This is a genomic window from Oscillibacter sp. PEA192, from assembly GCF_003574015.1.
GTDB classification, from domain to species: domain Bacteria; phylum Bacillota; class Clostridia; order Oscillospirales; family Oscillospiraceae; genus Oscillibacter; species Oscillibacter welbionis.
This window is the reverse complement of record NZ_AP018532.1, coordinates 578,563-597,383: the sequence shown is the minus strand read 5'-3', so window position 1 is coordinate 597,383 and position 18,821 is coordinate 578,563. Positions and strand designations below refer to the sequence as shown.

General features: G+C 63.1%; 19 protein-coding genes. 14 read left to right on the top strand and 5 right to left on the bottom strand.

The window, feature by feature from the left end:
- Positions 1–59 precede the first annotated feature (59 nt).
- Positions 60–986 carry a helix-turn-helix domain-containing protein gene (locus DN611_RS02880; protein WP_333637353.1) on the bottom strand — a complete coding sequence of 309 codons (927 nt, stop codon included), beginning with the start codon at positions 984–986 and terminating at the stop codon, positions 60–62.
- Between the two features lie 30 nt (positions 987–1,016).
- On the opposite strand from DN611_RS02880, the gene DN611_RS02875 reads away from it, so the two are divergent.
- Positions 1,017–1,478: a fumarylacetoacetate hydrolase family protein gene (locus DN611_RS02875; protein ID WP_051365634.1), complete on the top strand. Its 462-nt coding sequence runs from the start codon at positions 1,017–1,019 to the stop codon at positions 1,476–1,478.
- Positions 1,479–1,984: 506 nt separating this feature from the next.
- On the opposite strand, the gene DN611_RS02870 is transcribed toward DN611_RS02875, so the two are convergent.
- Positions 1,985–3,451, bottom strand: coding sequence for a TrkH family potassium uptake protein (locus DN611_RS02870; protein WP_025544910.1), 1,467 nt, complete (start codon positions 3,449–3,451; stop codon positions 1,985–1,987).
- 17 nt (positions 3,452–3,468) lie between these two features.
- Positions 3,469–4,836 carry a Trk system potassium transporter TrkA gene (gene trkA / locus DN611_RS02865; RefSeq protein ID WP_025544909.1) on the bottom strand — a complete coding sequence of 456 codons (1,368 nt, stop codon included), beginning with the start codon at positions 4,834–4,836 and terminating at the stop codon, positions 3,469–3,471.
- A 210-nt stretch (positions 4,837–5,046) separates the two neighbouring features.
- Between trkA and DN611_RS02860 the strand changes: the two genes are divergently transcribed.
- From DN611_RS02860 to DN611_RS02800, 13 genes are all read left to right on the top strand, one after another.
- Positions 5,047–5,373 (top strand): hypothetical protein, encoded by a 327-nt coding sequence (locus DN611_RS02860; protein WP_021751427.1) that lies wholly within the window; start codon positions 5,047–5,049, stop codon positions 5,371–5,373.
- A 160-nt stretch (positions 5,374–5,533) separates the two neighbouring features.
- Positions 5,534–5,764, top strand: coding sequence for an acyl carrier protein (acpP, locus tag DN611_RS02855; protein WP_021751426.1), 231 nt, complete (start codon positions 5,534–5,536; stop codon positions 5,762–5,764).
- A 66-nt stretch (positions 5,765–5,830) separates the two neighbouring features.
- On the top strand, positions 5,831–6,256 hold the full coding sequence (locus tag DN611_RS02850) for an acetyl-CoA carboxylase biotin carboxyl carrier protein (protein WP_021751425.1): 426 nt from the start codon (positions 5,831–5,833) through the stop codon (positions 6,254–6,256).
- A complete protein-coding gene (gene accC, locus DN611_RS02845) occupies positions 6,250–7,641 on the top strand; it encodes an acetyl-CoA carboxylase biotin carboxylase subunit (protein WP_021751424.1) in 1,392 nt (463 codons plus the stop codon). The genes DN611_RS02850 and accC overlap by 7 nt, the downstream gene beginning before the upstream one ends.
- Before the next feature lie 5 nt (positions 7,642–7,646).
- Positions 7,647–8,501 carry an acetyl-CoA carboxylase, carboxyltransferase subunit beta gene (gene accD, locus DN611_RS02840; protein ID WP_036628633.1) on the top strand — a complete coding sequence of 285 codons (855 nt, stop codon included), beginning with the start codon at positions 7,647–7,649 and terminating at the stop codon, positions 8,499–8,501.
- The gene (locus DN611_RS02835; protein WP_021751422.1) at positions 8,498–9,316 is read left to right on the top strand and encodes an acetyl-CoA carboxylase carboxyltransferase subunit alpha; all 819 of its coding nucleotides are present in this window, start codon (positions 8,498–8,500) and stop codon (positions 9,314–9,316) included. The genes accD and DN611_RS02835 overlap by 4 nt, the downstream gene beginning before the upstream one ends.
- The gene (locus tag DN611_RS02830) at positions 9,313–10,260 is read left to right on the top strand and encodes a beta-ketoacyl-ACP synthase III (RefSeq protein ID WP_021751421.1); all 948 of its coding nucleotides are present in this window, start codon (positions 9,313–9,315) and stop codon (positions 10,258–10,260) included. Before DN611_RS02835 ends, DN611_RS02830 begins: the two co-directional genes overlap by 4 nt.
- A gap of 98 nt (positions 10,261–10,358) precedes the next feature.
- Positions 10,359–11,306, top strand: coding sequence for a DUF561 domain-containing protein (locus DN611_RS02825; protein WP_119310593.1), 948 nt, complete (start codon positions 10,359–10,361; stop codon positions 11,304–11,306).
- Positions 11,303–12,247 (top strand): ACP S-malonyltransferase, encoded by a 945-nt coding sequence (fabD, locus tag DN611_RS02820; RefSeq protein WP_119310592.1) that lies wholly within the window; start codon positions 11,303–11,305, stop codon positions 12,245–12,247. Before DN611_RS02825 ends, fabD begins: the two co-directional genes overlap by 4 nt.
- Entirely contained in the window at positions 12,247–12,990 is a 744-nt protein-coding gene (gene fabG / locus DN611_RS02815) for a 3-oxoacyl-[acyl-carrier-protein] reductase (protein WP_036631366.1), read from the top strand. The genes fabD and fabG overlap by 1 nt, the downstream gene beginning before the upstream one ends.
- Before the next feature lie 339 nt (positions 12,991–13,329).
- On the top strand, positions 13,330–14,571 hold the full coding sequence (gene fabF, locus DN611_RS02810) for a beta-ketoacyl-ACP synthase II (RefSeq protein ID WP_021751416.1): 1,242 nt from the start codon (positions 13,330–13,332) through the stop codon (positions 14,569–14,571).
- Positions 14,572–14,575: 4 nt separating this feature from the next.
- Entirely contained in the window at positions 14,576–15,013 is a 438-nt protein-coding gene (gene fabZ / locus DN611_RS02805; protein ID WP_119310591.1) for a 3-hydroxyacyl-ACP dehydratase FabZ, read from the top strand.
- A gap of 54 nt (positions 15,014–15,067) precedes the next feature.
- Positions 15,068–15,532, top strand: coding sequence for a MarR family winged helix-turn-helix transcriptional regulator (locus DN611_RS02800; RefSeq protein ID WP_021751414.1), 465 nt, complete (start codon positions 15,068–15,070; stop codon positions 15,530–15,532).
- A gap of 38 nt (positions 15,533–15,570) precedes the next feature.
- Here the strand turns inward: DN611_RS02800 and gluQRS are convergent, their stop codons facing one another.
- The gene (gene gluQRS / locus DN611_RS02795; protein WP_119310590.1) at positions 15,571–16,545 is read right to left on the bottom strand and encodes a tRNA glutamyl-Q(34) synthetase GluQRS; all 975 of its coding nucleotides are present in this window, start codon (positions 16,543–16,545) and stop codon (positions 15,571–15,573) included.
- A 489-nt stretch (positions 16,546–17,034) separates the two neighbouring features.
- Positions 17,035–18,774 carry a dihydrolipoyl dehydrogenase gene (lpdA, locus tag DN611_RS02790; protein WP_119310589.1) on the bottom strand — a complete coding sequence of 580 codons (1,740 nt, stop codon included), beginning with the start codon at positions 18,772–18,774 and terminating at the stop codon, positions 17,035–17,037.
- Positions 18,775–18,821 lie beyond the last annotated feature (47 nt).

Below are 18,821 nucleotides of genomic sequence, written 5' to 3'. Positions count from 1 at the left end.
CTGCCGGAAATTTGGTCCGGGGGCACAGGGATATTCCCTGTGCCCCCGGACCTTTTTGTTTATTTTCCGCCGCTGCCGGCGATCTTTCTCCACAAGGTGCTTCGGCCGATTCCAAGCCGCTTGGCCGCAGCGGACTGATTCATGTTCTCCTCCCGCAGCACCTGTTCGATCACTCTCCGCTCGATGTCCTCCAAGGTCCCGGAGAGATCCACCGCCGGCGGAAGGGCACTCACTTTCCGCATCTCGTTCTGCAGGACCGCGGCCACCTCAGCGGCAGTGATATAAAATCCCGAGGACGCCGCGATCATCTGGCGCAGCACCTTTTCCAGCTGCACCAGATTCAGCGGCCACTCAAATTCCACCATCAGCTCCATGGCATCCGGCTCCATGCCCACGGTGGATTTGGCCAGCGCGGTATTGTACTGGGGAATCATCATATTGACAAAGGCGGGAATATCCTCCTTCCGCTGGGCCAGAGACGGCACATTGATGGTGAATCCGCTGAGCTGCAGATAGAGCCGGCTGGAGAACTGTCCCCGGGCCACCTCGGCAGACAGGTCACAGCAGCTGGAGCTGATTACCCGATGGCGGTGGGTCATCTTGGTATCCTCAATATAGGTCCCCACCTGCTGCTGCAGATCCTTCGGCAGCGTATCCACGTTTTCCAGATATACCGTGTATCCCGTGGCATGAATGGGAGACGCGGCATTATTCAACAGCATGTCCCAGTTTTTCTCCGTCAGGTCCCTGCACTGCAGGCGCATCAGCGTGGTCCCCTCCGTGGCGCTTTTGGTGTGGATGCGACGGGCCACCACGCCCTTGTGGGTCCCCACCGCCCCCTGGATCAGAACGGGCAGCGCGGAACTGCCGGCAGTCTGGATGAGCTTGTCCATTGGGCGCAGATACAGCTCGCTGGAAGCCGGCAGGCTCTGCGCCTGGCGGATGTCCTCCGGGCCCTGGGCGATGGGGAGGCGATCGACGGCCATCTGGATTTTGTCTCCAAGCTGGATTATGAAGTGGAGCTGGCCGTTGTCCTGGGCAGGGACGCGCTCCATGTCCGGGAGGAAGATGTGGGCGACTACATCTTCGGATACAGCGTGGCCAACGACGTCAGCGCCCGGGACGTCCAGTACCGCCACAAGCAGAACTTCCTCGGAAAAAGCCTGGATACCTTTTTTGCCATGGGGCCGGTCATTGTCACTGCGGACGAATTCCCCTGCCCGCCCGCGCTATCCATCAGAAGCTTTGTCAACGGAGAGCTGCGGCAGAACAGCGTGACGGACCAGGTGTTCTTCAATATCCGCCACATCGTCAGTGAGCTCTCGCAGGGCATGACGCTGCCGGCGGGCACCATCCTCATCACCGGCACCCCCGCCGGAGTGGGGATGGGAATGGATCCCCCCTGCTTCCTCAAGCGCGGAGATGTGGTCACCTGCGAGATCGACGGGATCGGTCGCATCTCCAACCCCATCCGCTAGCGTTCTGTTTTGAAACGATTCCTGTCCAATCCCTTCAAGGGGCCCCGGAGGTTTTGCCATTGTCCTCCGGGGCCCCGCTCTTTTGATTCCACAGCTCCGCCGGGGTGCAGCTTCTTCTCGCCCATCAGGATCCGGGCCGGGCGTCTCTCCAGAGCCCGCCTCTGTCCGGATGCCGCCGTCTACTTGCCTCCTCTTCGTATCCGTCAGCCGATCCTTTAGCCGCCGTGATGCCCGAAGCCCATCCCGCGGGACGCCGCTCACAGCGTCCCGCAGGCCCTCCTGTCCGCTTGCCGGTGGGGCGGCGCTCCGGGGAAACATATTCCTCTGTTTGGGGCGGGCAGCTTTGGAGACGCGGTTGCCGGTGGCCGTTGTCCCGCGCTGCCCGGCAATTTCCCCCCACCGCAGAAAAAAAGCGCCCTCCGCGGCGGCGGGCGCTTGACAGGACGGCAGGACTGCCGCAGATCTCCGCGGCGGTCCTGTTCCGTTGGATTTGATTTTCAGGCAAGTCAGTCCACCAGCCTGCGGGACGGCAGCCGCCGTTTCCAGATGGAAGGGGCGAACAGAAGCAGCATGGGGAAGATCTCCAGCCGTCCCACCAGCATGTCGAAGGACAGCAGCAGCTTGGACCAAGGGGAGAAGCTGGAGAAGTTACCCATGGGACCTACAATCTCCAGACCGGGCCCCACGTTGTTGATGCAGGCAGCCACCGCTGTGAACGTGGTCACCAGGTCCAACTGCTCCAGAGACACCAACAGGCAGGACGCCACGAAGACCATCAGGTACACCGCCAGAAACAGATGGACGCCCCGGATGCTCCGCTCGTTCAGGGGCTTGCCCTCGAACTGGATGGCGGGCACCGCATTGGGGTGGAGCATCCGCCGCATCTCGCTGACAGACACCTTCTGCAGGATCACCACCCGGGCCACCTTGATGCCGCCAGCGGTGGAACCGGCGCAGCCGCCGATAAACATCAGCGCCACCAGAATGGCCTTTGAAAAGGTGGGCCAGGTGTTGAAATCCACCGTGGCATAACCGGTGGTGGTGATGATGGAGGACACCTGGAAAAACGCGTGCCGCAGGCTGGTGCCCACCGACTCGTACATGTGCACGATATCCAGGGTGATGGCAGCCACTGCCGTCGCCACAATGAGGACATAGGCCCACAGCTCCTCGGACCGGAACACGTCCCGGAACCGCCGCACCAGCAGGAAGTAATACAGATTGAAATTGATGCCGAAGAGCAGCATGAAAATGCCGATCACAATTTCAAAATAGGGGTTGTTATAAGCTCCCACACTGAGATTCCGGCTGCTGAAGCCGCCGGTGCCCGCACTGCCGAAGGAGTGGATGCAGGCGTCAAACAGCGGCATCCCGCCCGCCAGCAGTAGCACGATCTCAATGACAGTCATCACCAGGTAGATGCCGTAGAGGATTTTGGCGGTGTCGCTCATGCGGCTCACCAGCTTTCCCACCGCGGGTCCAGGCATCTCCGCCCGCAGCATGTGCATCCCGTGGCCATCCCCGCCCATAGGCAGAATGGCCATGACGAACACCAGAACACCCATGCCGCCCACCCAGTGGGTGAAGCTGCGCCAGAACAGAATGCCCCGGTTCAGCGACTCCACCTCCGTCAGGATGGTGGCCCCCGTGGTGGTGAAGCCGGAGACTGTCTCAAAGAAGCAATCTACAAAGCTCTCTATGGAGCCGGAGATGTAAAAGGGCAGCGCACCGAAGAGGGACACGGCAATCCACGCCAGCGCCACTACCGCCAGGCCGTCCCGTGCGAACAGAGACGCCTGCCGCGGCTTTTTGAAGCTCAGCAATCCTCCGCACAGCACCAGCAGCGCCGCAGGGAGCAGATACGGGACAGGGGATTCCCCATATCCCAGAGCCACCGCCATGGGAAGCAGCAGCAGCGCCGCCTCCACCAGCAGGATACGGCCAATGGCAAAGCCGATCATTCGATAATTCACAGAACTTACCTGCCTTCTCACTCTGCAAGGATATCCCGAAGATCCTCCAGCTGGGTGTCCGTGGTCACTACGATCACATCGTCGTGGAGGTGCAGGACATCATTGCCGGAGGGGATGACGATCTGCCCGTTCTGCCGCACGATACCTGCCAGTAGCAGGCCCCGCTTCAGATTCAGATCCCGCAGGGGCACGCCGGCGAAGGAGATGTCCGGCGTCACGCTGAACTCCAGAGCCTCCACCTTCTCATCCACGATGCGGTGCAGCGTTTTCACCTTGGAGGCGGAGGCGTTCTTCATGGCCCGGATATACTGGAGGATCAGCTCTGTGGTCACCGCACCGGTGGACACCACACTGTCGATCAGGCTCTCGGTGGAGACCAGCTCCAGCAGGGACTTGCGGTTGATCTTCGCCACCACCTTACAGCAGTCGCCGGACTGCTTGGCGGCGCTGAGTGCCATGAGGATGTTGGCCTCGTCCAGGCCCGTGATGGCCACGAAGGCGTCCGTCTGGCTGATTCCCTCCTCGCTGAGGAGCTCGCTGTCCGTCCCGTCTCCCACGATCACCAGCGCGCGGGGCAGTTTCTCGCTCATCTCCACGCACCGCTGCTCGTTTTGGTCGATGATCTTTACGGACATGCCCATCTCCAGCAGCTCAGATGCCAGATAGTAGCACATTTTGCTGGCGCCCACGATCATGACCGAAGAGGCCCGGGCCCGGAATACGCCCAGAAGCCGGAAGAACTTCTCCAGTTCCCGGGGTGCGGCGGTGAGATAGATCTTGTCTCCCGCCCGCAAGGTGAAATCGCCGGAGGGAATGATCGTCTCCCCCTGCCGGGCCACGGCGCAGATCAGCACCCGGACCTTGAAATTCCGGTACAGTTCCGAAAGCCGGGTGCCGTCCAGGGCCGTGTGCTCCGCCACCCGGTACTCCACCAGCTCCAGCCGCCCCTTGGAGAAGGACTCCAGCTTCATGGCGGTGGGGAACCGCAGCACACGGGCAATCTCACGGGCCGTTGCCGCCTCCGGATTGATGGCCATGGACAGCCCCAGCTCACTGCGCATAAACCGCAGCTGGCGGCCGTATTCCGGGCTGCGGATACGGGCGATGGTGTGCTGCACACCCATTTTCTTCGCCACAAGGCACGTGAGGATATTAATCTCGTCGCTGGAGGTAGTGGCGATCAGCAGATCGGCCTGCTCCACATCCGCCTCCTTCTGCACATCGTAGCTGGCGCCGTTGCCGCATACGCCCATCACATCATAGATGTTGATGATGTTCTCAACCAGATGTGGATTTTGGTCGATCACTGTGACCCTGTTCTCCACGGCCAGATGGCGCGTCAGGGCCACGCCCACCTTGCCCGCGCCCACAATGACGATCTTCATGCGGTCCTCCATCCTTTCTTCCGCCGGGACAGGTTCCGTTGGGGATCCTCCGGCGCAATCCTCCCACATTATAGCGGATATATCGGCAAAAGCAAATATCTTTTTCGTCAAATCTCCAAAAAATAGGACGCCGTCTTTCCCCCTGCCTCCCCTTGTGGTATGCTGTTCTGCGGAATATGGGCCCCGCCCGGAGAATAAGGAGACGATGAAATGAGCACCCCTGTCAAACTGCGCCTGTACTGTTCCATCTGTGCCCGGAACGACTTCTACATGGACCGCATCCGGGCCGTTGCCGACGGTCTCGGCCTGGACTACACTCTGGAGAAAATCACAGACGACGATGTGATCGACCGGATGGACCTGCTGATGCCCTGCCTGTACGCCTACTGCCCCGGCTGCCGGGTGCTGAACGAACAGGTGACGAGTGAGCATCCGGAGACCCTCTGCACTCCCGCCCTGGAGATCAATGGAACACTCCGGTTCTGGGGCGTCCCCGCCAGCGACGACGCGCTGCGGCAGGCGCTGTCTTCCTTATAATTAAATAAGGTGCGGCTGCCACGTCCCGGAGAAGGCGGGCGTTCTCCAAAATTTTACTTGACAAACCGGCATAAACCGCATAAAATCAACGTGAAATTATTTTAGTTAAATTATTTTAATTAAAATAATTTCATCATTTTTCGACATAAGGAGTACCAATATGGAATTCGAGCAAGTACGTGATATCATCGTGGAGACCCTGGGCTGCGACGCGGAGCAGGTCACAATGGACGCCTCCCTGGCTGACGATCTGGGTGCTGATTCCCTGGCTTCCGTGGAACTGGTGATGGCTCTGGAAGAGGCCACCGGCATCTCCATTGAGGATAGCGCCCTGGCGGAGATGAAGACCGTCGGCGACGTGATGAACTACCTGAACGCCCACAAGCAGTAATCCCTGCCCCGCCGGCGGGCCCGCGCCCTCCGGCGGGTTCACTTTCCGCTGAGAAAGGAATGCGCTATGACCAACCAAGAGTTTTTTGAGATTGTCGCCTGCTTCGACCGCAGCACCGCTCAGACGATGAAGCTGTCCACGCAGGAGTTCACCATAGAGCTGACCCGTGGCGGCGCGTCTGCGCCTGCGGCCAGCGCACCTGCGGCCGCTCCGGCTGCCGCCGCTGCTCCGGTGCCTGCGCCCCAGAGCAGCTCCTCCTCTATTGACGCGCCTCTGGTGGGCACGTTCTACGCGGCGCCCGCCCCGGACCAGGCCCCCTTTGTCCTGCCCGGCGACCGGGTGTCCAAGGGCCAGACCGTCTGCCTGATCGAGGCTATGAAGATGATGAGCGAAGTTCCCGCTCCCTGTGACTGCGTCATTGAGAGCGTGTGCAAGAGCAACGGCGAGCTGGTGGCCTTCGGCGAGCCGCTGTTCCGTTATCGGCCATGCTGAGGCGGGTATTGATCGCCAACCGGGGAGAGATCGCCCTGCGGGTCCTGCGGGCCTGCCGGGAGCTGGGGATCGAGACGGTGGCCGTATACTCCCAGGCGGACGCGGACGCGCTCCATGTCCAGCTGGCGGGACAGGCGGTGTGCATCGGCCCTGCCCGGGCGGCAGACAGCTATTTGAATCAGGATGCTCTTCTGACAGTGGCCAAAGCCACCGGGTGCGACGGCGTCCATCCCGGCTATGGCTTCCTCTCTGAAAACGCCGACTTTGCAGACGCCTGCGCCGCAGCTGGCCTGACCTTCATCGGCCCCTCCGGCGACGCCATCCGCAAGGCCGGCTCCAAATCTGCCGCGCGGGACCTGATGCGCGCCGCCGGCGTGCCCGTGACCCCCGGCTCCGACGGCCCGGTCGCCTCTGTGGAGGAGGCGCTGACCGCGGCAGAGTCCGTAGGCTATCCTGTGCTGCTGAAGGCGTCCGCCGGCGGCGGCGGGCGGGGCATCCGCCGGTGCGACCGGCCGGAGGATCTGTCCGCGGCCTTTGCGGAGGCCAAGGCAGAGGCCCAGGCCTGCTTCGGCAATGACGAGATGTATCTGGAGAAGCTGGTGCTCCGGCCCCGGCACATCGAGTTCCAGGTGCTGGCGGACCGCTACGGCAACGTCATCCATCTGGGGGACCGGGACTGCTCGGTCCAGCGGCGGAACCAGAAGCTCATCGAGGAGGCCCCTGCCCGGTGTTTGACGCCGGAGCTGCGGGAGCGGATGGGCGCCGCCGCCGTAAAGGCGGCCAAAGCCGTTGGCTATGAGAATGCCGGCACAGTGGAGTTCCTGCTGGACCCGGACCGGGAGCATTTCTATTTCATGGAGATGAACACCCGCATCCAGGTAGAGCACGGCGTCACCGAGCTGGTCACCGGTGTGGATCTGGTGCGCCAACAGCTGCGGATTGCCTCCGGCCTGGCGCTGCGCCTGCGGCAGGAGGATGTGACGCTCCAGGGCCATGCCATCGAGTGCCGCATCAACGCCGAAGACCCTGTGCAGGGGTTCCGCCCCTGCCCCGGACGGGTGGATTTCCTCCATTTCCCCGGCGGCCCCGGCGTGCGGGTGGACTCCTGCCTGTACAGCGGGTGCGAGCTGTCTCCTTACTACGACTCTATGGCAGCCAAGATCCTGGCCTACGCCCCCACTCGGATGGAGACCATCCGGCGGATGCGCCGCTGCCTGGAGGAGTTCACTCTGGAGGGCTTCCCCACCAATGCGGAGCTCTCCTATCAGATTCTGTACCATCCGGAGTTCATTCTGGGAGAGTGCACCACTGCCTTCCTGGATGAACACCTGTCGGAGCTGCTGGAATTCAGCCGCAAGCTCAGTGAAAGCGGGGTGGATGCATGAGTGGGATGAACGGCGTCTTCGCCAAGCGCCGGGCGCGCCTGCTGGCCATGAAGGCCATCCGGGACAATCACATTCCCGGCGATAAAGCCATCACCTGTCCCAAGTGCGGGCAGGACAGCGACCGCAAATCCGTGGCGCAGAACCTGTCGGTCTGCCCCAAGTGCGGCTACCATTTCCCCATCGGCGCCTACTATCGACTCAGCACGATTCTGGACCCCGGCTCCTTCCGGGAGCTGTTTGAAAAGCTGCCTGCGGCGGACCCGCTCTCCTTCCCCGGCTACCGGGCCAAGGTGGAGGCCGCCCAGCGCAAGACCGGCCTGACGGAGGCCGTGGTCACCGCCACCGGCACCATCGGGGGCCGCAAATGCGTAGTGGGTGTGCTGGACAGCCGCTTCTTCATGGGCTCCATGAGTGCCGCCGTGGGTGAGAAGATCACCCTGGCCATTGAGTACGCCACCAAGAACCGCCTGCCCCTGATCCTGTTCGCCGCCAGCGGCGGTGCCCGGATGCAGGAGGGCATCCTCTCCCTGATGCAGATGGCCAAGACCAGTGCGGCGCTGGCCCGCTTCTCGGAGAAAGGGCTTTTGTATATTTCCGTCTTTACGGACCCCACCACTGGTGGGGTCACTGCCAGTTTCGCCTCTCTGGGCGATATCATCCTGGCGGAGCCCGGCGCTCTGATCGGCTTTGCCGGTCCCCGGGTCATCCAGCAGACCATCGGCCAGACCCTGCCGGAGGGCTTCCAGCGGGCGGAGTTCCAGGAGGAGCACGGCTTTGTGGACGCGGTGGTGCCGCGCCTTCAGATGCGGGACACCCTGTCCCAGCTGCTGCGGCTCCATGAGAAAGGGGGACGCACATGAGCGAACCGCTGACCGCCGCCCAGCGGGTGGCCATTGCCCGCCACCCCCAGCGGCCCAATATCACAGATTATATTCAGGCGCTGTTCACAGACTTCTTTGAGCAGAAGGGCGACCGCCTCTGCGGCGAGGATGCCGCGATCTTGGGCGGCGTGGCCCTGTACCACGGCCGCCCTGTGACCGTCATCGGCACCCGGAAGGGCAAAACGCTGGAGGAGAACCTCAAGTGCAACTTCGGCATGCCCAATCCGGAAGGGTACCGCAAGGCTCTGCGGCTGATGCGCCAGGCGGAGAAGTTCCGCCGCCCCATCCTCACGTTTATCGACACCTCCGGCGCCTATCCTGGCCTGGAGGCCGAGGCCCACGGCCAGGGCGAGGCCATCGCCCGGAATCTCTATGAGATGAGCCGCCTCACCGTCCCCGTCATCGCCCTCATCACCGGCGAGGGCAACAGCGGCGGCGCGCTGGCGTTGGGCGTTGCCAACCGGGTGCTGATGCTGGAGAACTCTGTGTACGCCATCCTCTCTCCGGAGGGCTTCGCCTCCATTCTGTGGAAGGACTCCGCCAGACATGAGGAAGCCTGTGAGCTGATGAAGCTGACGGCGCCGGACCTGCTGGAGCTGGGCGTCATCGACGGCATCATCCCTGAGCCGGAGGGCGGCGCCCATCTGGCTCCCGCCGCCCACATGCGGCAGGTGGATCGGGCTCTGAGCCGCTGCCTGGCGGAGCTCTCCAAAGAGAGCGGAGCCGCTCTGGCCGCAGGCCGGTATCAAAAATTCAGACGCATGGGCGCAGCACCCCAGAAGGAGGAAGCATGAGCGGAATCAAAATCAGAGGCACCGGCCGGTTCGCCCCTGCGAAAATCGTCACCAACGACGACCTGGCAAAAATCGTGGATACCAGCGACGAGTGGATCACCACCCGCACCGGCATCCAGACCCGCCACCACTGCACCACGGAGACCCACACGGATATGTGCGTGGGCGCCGCCCGGCAGGCGCTGGAAAACGCCGGGATTTCCCCGGAGGACATCGGCGCCTGCGTGGTGGCCACTTTCTCCTCCGACTACCTGTCCCCCTCTGCCGCCTGCATGGTGCAGCGGGGGCTGGGGCTGCCCCACGACGCGGTGTGCTTTGACCTGAATGCCGCATGCAGCGGCTTCCTGTTCGCCATCCACACCATGGAGTGCCTGCTGGCCCAGGCCCCCCGGAAGTACGGCCTGGTGATCGGCGCAGAGATGCTCTCCCGGTTCATCAACTGGGAGGACCGGGGCACCTGCGTCCTCTTCGGAGACGGCGCCGGCGCTGTGGTGGTGGAGTGGCGGGAGGACTATCCCTCCATCCACGCCGTTCTGGGCTGCCACGGCGACCCGGACATGCTGGGCGTCACCGGCGCGGAGAAGCCGGCGCCGGCCCGCATCTTCATGCACGGCCAGCCCACCTTCAAGTTCGCCGTTAAGGCAGTGCCCTACTGCATCGACCAGGTGCTGGAAAAGGCCGTCATGGCCATTGAGGACGTGGACTTCTTCGTCTTCCACCAGGCCAACGCCCGGATCATCGACCTGGCAGCCAAAAAGTACCACATCCCCCCGGAGAAGTACTACAAGAACATCCAGAAATACGGCAACACCTCCGCCGCCAGCATCCCCCTGGTCATCAGTGAGCTCCATGACCTGGGAAAGGTGGGGCCCGGCTCCCGGGTCCTGGTGGTGGGCTTCGGCGGCGGCCTCACCTGGGGCGGCGCCCTGGTGGAGTTCGCCTGACTCCCTGCACGTCAAGCAGGCGCTCTGGACGCAAGCCTGTTACCGGCGAAAACTTCAGCTTTATTTAGGCCGCGCACAGCGGCGAATGGGAGATTTTTATGAAAAAGCTCAATGAAATCCTGGGAACCAAGTACCCCTTTATCCAGGGCGGTATGGCCAACATCGCCACCGGCGAGTTCGCCGCCGCCTGCTCCAACGCCGGGGCCCTGGGCATGATCGCCACCGGCGGCTGGGACGGCGACCGTCTCCGCCAGGAGATCCGCCGGGCCAAGGAGCTGACGGACAAGCCCTTCGGCGTCAATCTGATGCTGATGAGCCCCTATGCCGACGACATCGCCCAGATCATTCTGGAAGAGGGCGTGAAAGTGGTCACCACCGGCGCCGGCAATCCCGGCAAGTACATTCCCGCCTGGAAGGAAAAGGGCATCAAGGTGATGCCCGTAGTGGCGGCGGCGGTTCTGGCCAAGCGGCTGGATCGCTATGGCGTGGACGCCATCATCGCCGAGGGCACGGAGTCCGGCGGCCACGTGGGCGAGATGACCACCATGGCCCTGGTGCCCCAGGTCATCGATGCGGTAAGCGTTCCCGTGGTGGCGGCCGGCGGCATCGCGGACGGCCGTCAGGCGGCTGCGGCCTTTGCCCTGGGTGCCTGCGGCATCCAGGTGGGCACCTGTTTGCTTGCCAGCGAGGAGTGCCCCATCCACCCCAATTACAAGCAGGCTGTGCTGAAGGCCAAGGACAGTGATACGGTGGTCACCGGCCGCTCCATCGGCGGCCCGGTCCGAATCCTGAAGAACAAGATGGCCCGGGAGTATCTGGCCCTGGAGAAGCGCGGCGCCTCTCTGGAGGAGCTGGAGAAGGTCACCCTGGGCGGCCTGCGCCGGGCCGTGCTGGAGGGCGATGTGGAAATGGGTAGCGTCATGAGCGGCCAGGTGGCTGGTATGCTCCACGAGATCCGGCCCGTGGCCGAGATTTTCCGTGATCTGTATGAGAGCGGTATCGCACGGGCGAAGGCCACCGCCGCAGAATGGAGCGACGCAGAATGAAACTGGGCTTTTTGTACGCCGGTCAGGGCAGCCAGCATGCCGGCATGGGCGCCGATCTGTACGAGGCGTTTTCCGCTTTCCGGGCTGTTTACGACCATGCGGAAGTGGATTTTGACCTGAAGAAGGTCACCTTTGAGGACCCGGACGGCATCATCAACCAGACCCGCTACACCCAGCCCTGCATGGTGGCCTTTGCCGCCGGTATGACGGCGGTGCTGCGGGAGAAGGGCATCACCCCCGCTGTGGCGGCGGGCCTCTCCCTGGGTGAGTACTCCGCCCTTCACGCCGCCGGTGTGTTCGACGCCGCCACAGCTATCCGTCTGGTGGCTTTCCGGGGCAAGGCCATGGAGGAGGCGGCTGCCGGCCGGGAGAGCGCCATGATGGCCGTCCTGAATCTGGACCGCAGCCCCCTGCAGGATGCCTGCGACGCGGCCTCTGACCTGGGGTGCGTGGTAATCGCCAACTACAACTGTCCCGGCCAGCTGGTCATCGGCGGTGAGAAGGCCGCTGTGGAGAAGGCCGCCGCCATTGCCAAGGAGAAGGGCGCCCGCCGGTGCCTGCCCCTGAAGGTCAGCGGCCCCTTCCACACCCCCCTGATGGCCCCTGCCGGGAATGCCCTGCGGGAATACTTCCAGGGCGTGGCGTTTGCGGATCCCCAGATCCCCGTGATCTTCAACTGCCTGGGGGATGTGAAGGATGACAGCACCCCCATCCAGGAGCTGTTGGTGAAGCAGGTGCAGAGCAGCGTGTTCATGGAGGACTCCATCCGGAAGATGGCCGACATGGGCGTGGACGCCATCGTGGAGATCGGCCCGGGCAAAGCCCTCAGCGGTTTTGTGAAAAAGACCGTTCCCGGCATACCGGTCTGCGCGGTGGAGACCGCAGCGGATGTGGAGAACCTGCCCGACACGCTGGAACAACTGATAAAGGAGAAGGCATGATGAATTTTGCTGGAAAGACCGCCGTGGTCACCGGCGGCAGCCGGGGCATCGGCCGGGCCATCTGCGAGGAGCTGGCCCGGGGCGGCGCCAATGTGGTGCTGTGCTACGCCGGCCGGGCGGAAGCTGCCCAGGAGACCGTGACCGCTTGCGAGGACCTGGGTGCCAAGGCCCTGGCCGTGCAGTGCAACGTGGCGGACGAGGCCCAGGTGAAGGCCCTGATGGATGCCGCTGTGAAGGAATTCGGCCGGATTGACATTCTGGTGAACAATGCCGGCGTCACCCGGGACGGCCTTGTGATGATGATGAAGGAGGCCGACTTCGACGCGGTGATCGACACCAACCTGAAAGGCACCTTCCTGTGCATGAAGGCCGTGTCCCGAATCATGATGAAGCAGCGGTACGGCCGGATCGTGAACCTCTCCAGCGTGGTGGGCCTCCGGGGCAACGCCGGCCAGGTGAACTACGCCGCCAGCAAGGCGGGTGTGGTAGGCATGACCAAGTCCCTGGCCAAGGAGCTGGCCTCCCGGGGCGTGACGGTCAACGCCGTGGCCCCCGGCTTCATTGAGACGGACATGACCGCTGCCATGCCCCAGGCCGCCAAGGACGCCATGATGCCCACCATCCCTATGCAGCGGCTGGGTGCACCGGAGGATGTGGCAAAGGCCGTGGCCTTCCTGGCCAGCGACGAGGCCGCCTATGTCACCGGCCAGGTCCTGGCCGTCGACGGGGGCATGGCGATGTGAAGCATTCAAGGGGGACAGTGTCCCCCTTGGACGCTCCGCCGGTATGCCACCGGCTCCGCTGAACCCCCATCACCAGTCTGCACCCCAAGGGCACTTCTGCGCCGCTTTCAGCGGCTTGGGTCAAAGTATTTTCGGCAGGTACAGAAGGTGAATTGCCCCGCAGGGGCAAGAGAAGCCGCCCTGGGGTGCGCCCTGCCGAAAATGATTGGAATTTCTTGATCTGCCTCTGGCAGATCAACCGGGGAACCCCGAATGGATTTCCCCAGCCCCCTTCCTTTTGCGGGGCCTTTTGGAACACCTTTTCCGGGTGCTCCCAACTCTATCTACAGGAGGTATACTATGGAACGACGGAGAGTCGTGATCACCGGCCTGGGGGCCGTGACCCCCATTGGCCTTACCGCGGCAGAGAGCTGGCAGGCTGTGAAGGACGGTGTGTGCGGCATCGCTCCCATCACCCAATTCGATCCCACCGATCTGAAGGTCCATCTGGCCGCGGAGGTCAAGGGCTTCGTGCCGGAGAACTACATGAGCAAGCCAGAGGCCAAGCGGATGGGCCGCTTCACCCAGATGGCCGTCGTCTCCGCCAAGGAGGCACTGGACGGTGCTGGCTTCACGTTGGATGAAGCGGAGGCGGATCGCTGCGGCGTCATTGTCTCCAGCGGCATCGGCGGCCTCTCCATCACGGAGGCAGAGCACGACAAGGGCAAGGAGAAGGGCTGGGACCGGGTCTCTCCCTTCTATATCCCCACCGGCATCTGCAACATGGCCGCCGGCCAGATCGCCATCCACACCGGCTTCCGGGGCATGTGCTCCTGTCCGGTGACCGCCTGTACCGGCGGCACCAATGCCGTAGGCGATGCCTTCCACTATATCCGGGACGGTTATGCTGATGTGATGCTCTGCGGCGGCACGGAGTCCGCTGTGACACCTCTGGCCATCGGCGCCTTCACCTCCATGAAGGCCCTGACCCAGAATCCCGATCCCAAGCGGGCTTCCATCCCCTTTGACGCGGAGCGCAGCGGCTTCGTGCTGGGCGAGGGTGCGGCCATCCTCCTGCTGGAGGAGCTGGAGCACGCCAAGGCCCGGGGCGCCCGAATCCTTGCGGAGGTCGTGGGCTACGGCGCCACCTGCGACGCCTATCACATGACCGCTCCCCGGCCCGACGGCAGCGGGGCCGCCAAGGCCATGGAGATGGCCCTTGCAGACGGCGGCGCCAAGCCGGAGGATGTGGACTATATCAACGCCCACGGCACCTCCACCCCCCTGAACGACGCCGGCGAGACGGCCGCCGTCAAGACTGTGTTCGGTGACCACGCCTACAAGCTGGCCATCAGCTCCACCAAGTCCATGACCGGCCACATGCTGGGCGCCGCCGGTGCTGTGGAGGCCATGTTCTGCGCCATGGCGCTGCATGACGGCTATCTTCCCGCCACCATCAACTATCAGGTGCCGGATCCCGCCTGCGACCTGGACGTGGTGCCGGGTCACGGCCGCAGCGCCGATGTGCGCTACGCCATGTCCAACTCTCTGGGATTCGGCGGCCACAACGGCAGCCTGCTGTTCAAACGATGGGAGGCGTGAGACCATGGCAAACGAATTGAATTCCAACCAGATCGCGCAGATCCTACCCCACCGGTTCCCCTTTGCTCTGGTGGACCGGATCACCGATTACGAGCCCGGCCAGTGGGCCAAGGGCCGCAAGTGCGTCAGCGTCAATGAGCAGTTCTTCTGCGGCCACTTCCCCCAGGAGCACGTCATGCCCGGTGTGCTGATCTTGGAGGCCATGGCCCAGGTGGGCGCCGTGGCCATCCTCTCCCTGCCGGAGAACCAGGGCAAGATCGCCCTGTTCGGCGGCGTGAAAAACGCCCGCTTCCGCCGGAAGGTGACCCCCGGCGACGTGCTGGAAATGGAGTGCGTTCTCACCAAGCGCCGCGGGCCGGTGGGCATCGGCGAGTGCAAGGCCACGGTCAACGGCGAACTGGCCTGTACGGCGGAACTGACCTTCGCCATCGGTGCGGAATGACAGCCGACGCTTTCCCGCCATGCGGGCAAGGCGCGGGAAAGAGGGCTTGCAGCCATGCTGAAAGACGCTTTTTTTAACGTGTACACCAAGTTCAAGCTGCACTTTTACCAGGAGATCTTCAGCCGCTTTCAGGATCGTGAGGCCAGTCTGACGACGGTGGAGACCTTCTGCATGGAGGCCATTCAGGCTCTGGGCAGTCCCACGGTGAATGAATTTGCCACCTTCATGCGGATCTCCCCTCCCAACGCGGCATACAAGGTCAACAGCCTCATCAAGAAAGGCTACATCCGCAAGGTCCAGTCTTCCGACGACCGGCGGGAATACCATCTGGAGATCACTCAGAAGTATATCGACTACTACAACATCAGCACGGCCTACATGACCGCCGTCATGAACCGCATCACGCAGCGGTTTACCCCGGCGGAGTGCGCCAAGCTGGAGGAGATGCTCACCATCATCAGCCGGGAGCTGATGGCAGAAGTGGAGATTCCAGACGCCCTTTCGGGACAAAGCAACTAAAGAAGCGGCACAGGCTGTCAGCCTGTGCCGCTTCCTTTTCAAAACAGTCCCTCCGGAATGCGGATATCCGCTCTGGGGACCTTCTCCCAGGCAAAGTCCTCCAGCAGGCTCTCCCCGCTTCTGGGTTCTGCCGAGGGGTTGAAGCCTGCGAGATATGCCAGCTTTCCCAGGATTTCCGGTGCCGTATACCGCTCTCCCAGCGTGTCCAGCCCTGCATCCGCGTTCCGCTTGCTGAGCCGCTGTCCATCGCTTCCCAGAAGCAGCGGGAAATGGTAAAACGCCGGTGCCTCCAGTCCCAGCAGCCGATACAGCAGCAGCTGTCTGGGGGTGGACGCCAGCAGGTCCGCCCCCCGCACTACTTCTGTGACGCCCATGGCCGCGTCATCCACCACCACCGCCAGTTGATAGGCAAATATGCCGTCCGACCGCCGCAGCAGAAAATCCCCGCAGTCCGCAGGCAGCCACTCCCTGTACTCCCCCATGTGGCCGTCGGTGAAAGTGATCTCCTCCTCCGGCACCCACAGCCGCAGGGCGGGGGCGCGGCCTGTGCGCCGGGCCCGCTCTGCCGCCTGCTCCGCGGTCAGACCGCGGCAGGTCCCCGGGTAGACCACCTGTCCATCCTCCCGGTGGGGAGCACTGGCGGCATGGAGCTCCGCCCGGGTACAGAAGCAGGGGTAGACCAGCCCCTGGGCCTCCAGTCGCCTCAGAGCAGCCTGATACAGCGCCGTCCTCCGGCTCTGCTCATAGGGGCCGCTGGGGCCGCCGATGACAGGTCCCTCGTCCCAGTCCAGTCCCAGCCACTGGATGTCCCGGCACATCTGCTCCCCATAGCGCCGCGGACATCGCGCGATATCCAGATCCTCGATCCGCAGGATCACTCTCCCGCCCTTCTGCCGGGCGCTGAGCCAAGCCAGCAGGCAGCACAAAATATTCCCCAAATGGATGCGCCCGCTTGGCGACGGCGCAAACCGTCCGGTCACCGCCATGGTCTCCTGCCCTCCTTGTCCGTTCATGCCACCCCATTATAGCGGGATTTCTCCGCTTCTTCAAGGCCGTTCCTCCCGTTTCTCCATGGTGAAATGTATCAGATGCAAAACATGCGCAATATCTTCACTCTATTTATGATATAACCATAACGACAGGCAGGTATATGCCAGAAAAGCGTGAACATGACAGTTGAATCCCCCCGCCTCATCCCATGCTTCAGCGTTCAGCGTGCATCTCCTGATCGGCATTTCTCATAAAAGATCGGCGTGGACAAGCAAAGGAGAAAATGAAACGCCCCGTCTTTCCCGACCGGTACAGTACCCCCTGCAGCTCCACACGCTGTATTCCTGTTACGCTGTCAGGCAAATCTGGAGGTATACGGGGGCTTCCCGCATTTATATCCTCCTGGACTGCACACTGGAGTTTTGCCGCGCCATTTAGGCACCATACCGTTCTTCACGCAGCAACAAGGGCCGCCACTTGATAGCGGCGGCCCTTGTCATCGGGAAACGCAATCAGTTCTTGATGTGGATGGCGCGCTTCTGGACGTTCAGAGCGCACTCCCGCACGGACTCGGAAACCGTGGGATGAGAGTGGATCGTGGAGATCAGCTCATCCACGGTGGCCTCCAGCCGCAGAGCCAGAGCACCCTCGGCAATCAGGTCCGTAGCCCGGGGCCCGATGATGTGCATACCCAGCACTTCCTCGTACTTGGCGTCAGCGATGATCTTCACCAGACCCTCGCCGCCATTGATGATGAGGGACTTGCCGTTGGCCACCAGCGGGAACTTGCCCACCTTGTAGTCGATGCCCTTGGCCTTGCACTGCTCCTCGGTCAGACCGACAGAGGCAGCCTCCGGCTCCATATACACACAGGTGGGGTTGGTCTTTTCGTCATACACGGCAGGGATCCCCATGATGTTCTCCGCAGCCACTTCGCCCATGGCGCTGGCGGTGTGGGCCAGCTGGGCCTTGCCGAAGACACAGTCGCCGATGGCGTACACGCCGGGCACGCTGGTCTCCATCTTGTCGTTGACGATGATCCGGCCCCGGTCGTTGGCAAGGCCGGCAGCCTCCAGGTTCAGGCTGGCGGTATTGGCCTTCCGGCCGATGGCCACCAGCACCTTCTCCGCCTCAAAGCTGACGGTCTCGCCGGCCTTGTTCTTGCAGACCACCTTGGCGCCCACGGGAGAGGCCTCCACGGCCTGCACCGGGCACTCCAGGTTGAACTCCATGCCCATCTTCTTCATGTGCTTCACGCCGATGGCAGTCAGGTCGCCGTCCAGCATGGGCAGCATGTGGTCCAGTGCCTCCACCACGGTGATCTTGGTGCCGAAGGCCGCGTAGGCGCAGGCCAGCTCCAGGCCGATGACGCCGCCGCCGATGACCACCATGCTCTTGGGCAGCTTCTCCAGGCTCAGCGCACCGGTGGAGTCGATGCAGTTGGGATTCTCCTTCAGCCCGGGGATGGGCGGCTGGGCGTTGACGGAGCCGGTGGCCACGATGATGGCGTCGGCGGTCATCTCCTCCACGGAGCCGTCGGACTTCTTCACAGAGAGGGTCTTGGGGCCGGTGAAGCTGGCCTCGCCGTCCACGCGGGCGACCTTGTTCTGCTTCAGCAGACCGGCAACACCCTGGGTCAGCTGCTTGCTGATGGCGTTCTTGTGGGCGATCACCTGGGGGAAATCCACTTCCACACCGGAGACCTTCACGCCGATGTCAGCACCCTGTTCCTTGATCTCGGACACCAGCTCCGCGCTGTGCAGCAAGCACTTGGTGGGGATGCAGCCGATGTTCAGGCAGGTGCCGCCGATGTGCTCGCGCTCCACCAGGGTCACCTTGGCGCCCAGCTGGGCCGCCCGGATGGCAGCCACATAGCCGCCGGGGCCGCCGCCCACGACGATAACGGTCTTCTGGCCAGCTGCGGCGGGGGCTGCAGCCGGGGCAGGTGCAGCAGGAGCGGCGGGAGCGGGTGCGGCGGGAGCCGCGGCGCCGGCAGCATCGGGAACCGCCTCTCCGGCGGCGCCGATCCAGGCGATCACGCTCTTGCAGGGGGCGGTCTCGCCCTCCGGCAGCAGGATCTTCAGCAGGGTGCCGTCCTCCTCGGCCTCCACGTCGTTGGTCAGCTTATCGGTCGCCACGGAGAACAGGATGTCCCCCTTCTTGACGGTGTCTCCCTCTTTGAACTTCCACTCTTCAATGGTGCCCTCGGTCATCGTCAGACCCAGCTTGGGCATCAGAACTTCAGTTGCCATAATTTCTGTCCTTCTTTCATGAACTTACCCAAAAACCGCCTCTAATT

Coding starts and splice junctions, on each gene's coding strand:
- DN611_RS02800 (WP_021751414.1), top strand. CDS start 15,068: ATGCTGAAAGACGCTTTTTTTAACGTGTACACCAAGTTCAAGCTGCAC.
- fabG (WP_036631366.1), top strand. CDS start 12,247: ATGAATTTTGCTGGAAAGACCGCCGTGGTCACCGGCGGCAGCCGGGGC.
- DN611_RS02860 (WP_021751427.1), top strand. CDS start 5,047: ATGAGCACCCCTGTCAAACTGCGCCTGTACTGTTCCATCTGTGCCCGG.
- fabD (WP_119310592.1), top strand. CDS start 11,303: ATGAAACTGGGCTTTTTGTACGCCGGTCAGGGCAGCCAGCATGCCGGC.
- accD (WP_036628633.1), top strand. CDS start 7,647: ATGAACGGCGTCTTCGCCAAGCGCCGGGCGCGCCTGCTGGCCATGAAG.
- acpP (WP_021751426.1), top strand. CDS start 5,534: ATGGAATTCGAGCAAGTACGTGATATCATCGTGGAGACCCTGGGCTGC.
- DN611_RS02825 (WP_119310593.1), top strand. CDS start 10,359: ATGAAAAAGCTCAATGAAATCCTGGGAACCAAGTACCCCTTTATCCAG.
- accC (WP_021751424.1), top strand. CDS start 6,250: ATGCTGAGGCGGGTATTGATCGCCAACCGGGGAGAGATCGCCCTGCGG.
- trkA (WP_025544909.1), bottom strand. CDS start 4,836: ATGAAGATCGTCATTGTGGGCGCGGGCAAGGTGGGCGTGGCCCTGACG.
- fabZ (WP_119310591.1), top strand. CDS start 14,576: ATGGCAAACGAATTGAATTCCAACCAGATCGCGCAGATCCTACCCCAC.
- DN611_RS02835 (WP_021751422.1), top strand. CDS start 8,498: ATGAGCGAACCGCTGACCGCCGCCCAGCGGGTGGCCATTGCCCGCCAC.
- DN611_RS02850 (WP_021751425.1), top strand. CDS start 5,831: ATGACCAACCAAGAGTTTTTTGAGATTGTCGCCTGCTTCGACCGCAGC.
- gluQRS (WP_119310590.1), bottom strand. CDS start 16,545: ATGAACGGACAAGGAGGGCAGGAGACCATGGCGGTGACCGGACGGTTT.
- fabF (WP_021751416.1), top strand. CDS start 13,330: ATGGAACGACGGAGAGTCGTGATCACCGGCCTGGGGGCCGTGACCCCC.
- DN611_RS02830 (WP_021751421.1), top strand. CDS start 9,313: ATGAGCGGAATCAAAATCAGAGGCACCGGCCGGTTCGCCCCTGCGAAA.
- DN611_RS02880 (WP_333637353.1), bottom strand. CDS start 986: ATGGCCGTCGATCGCCTCCCCATCGCCCAGGGCCCGGAGGACATCCGC.
- lpdA (WP_119310589.1), bottom strand. CDS start 18,774: ATGGCAACTGAAGTTCTGATGCCCAAGCTGGGTCTGACGATGACCGAG.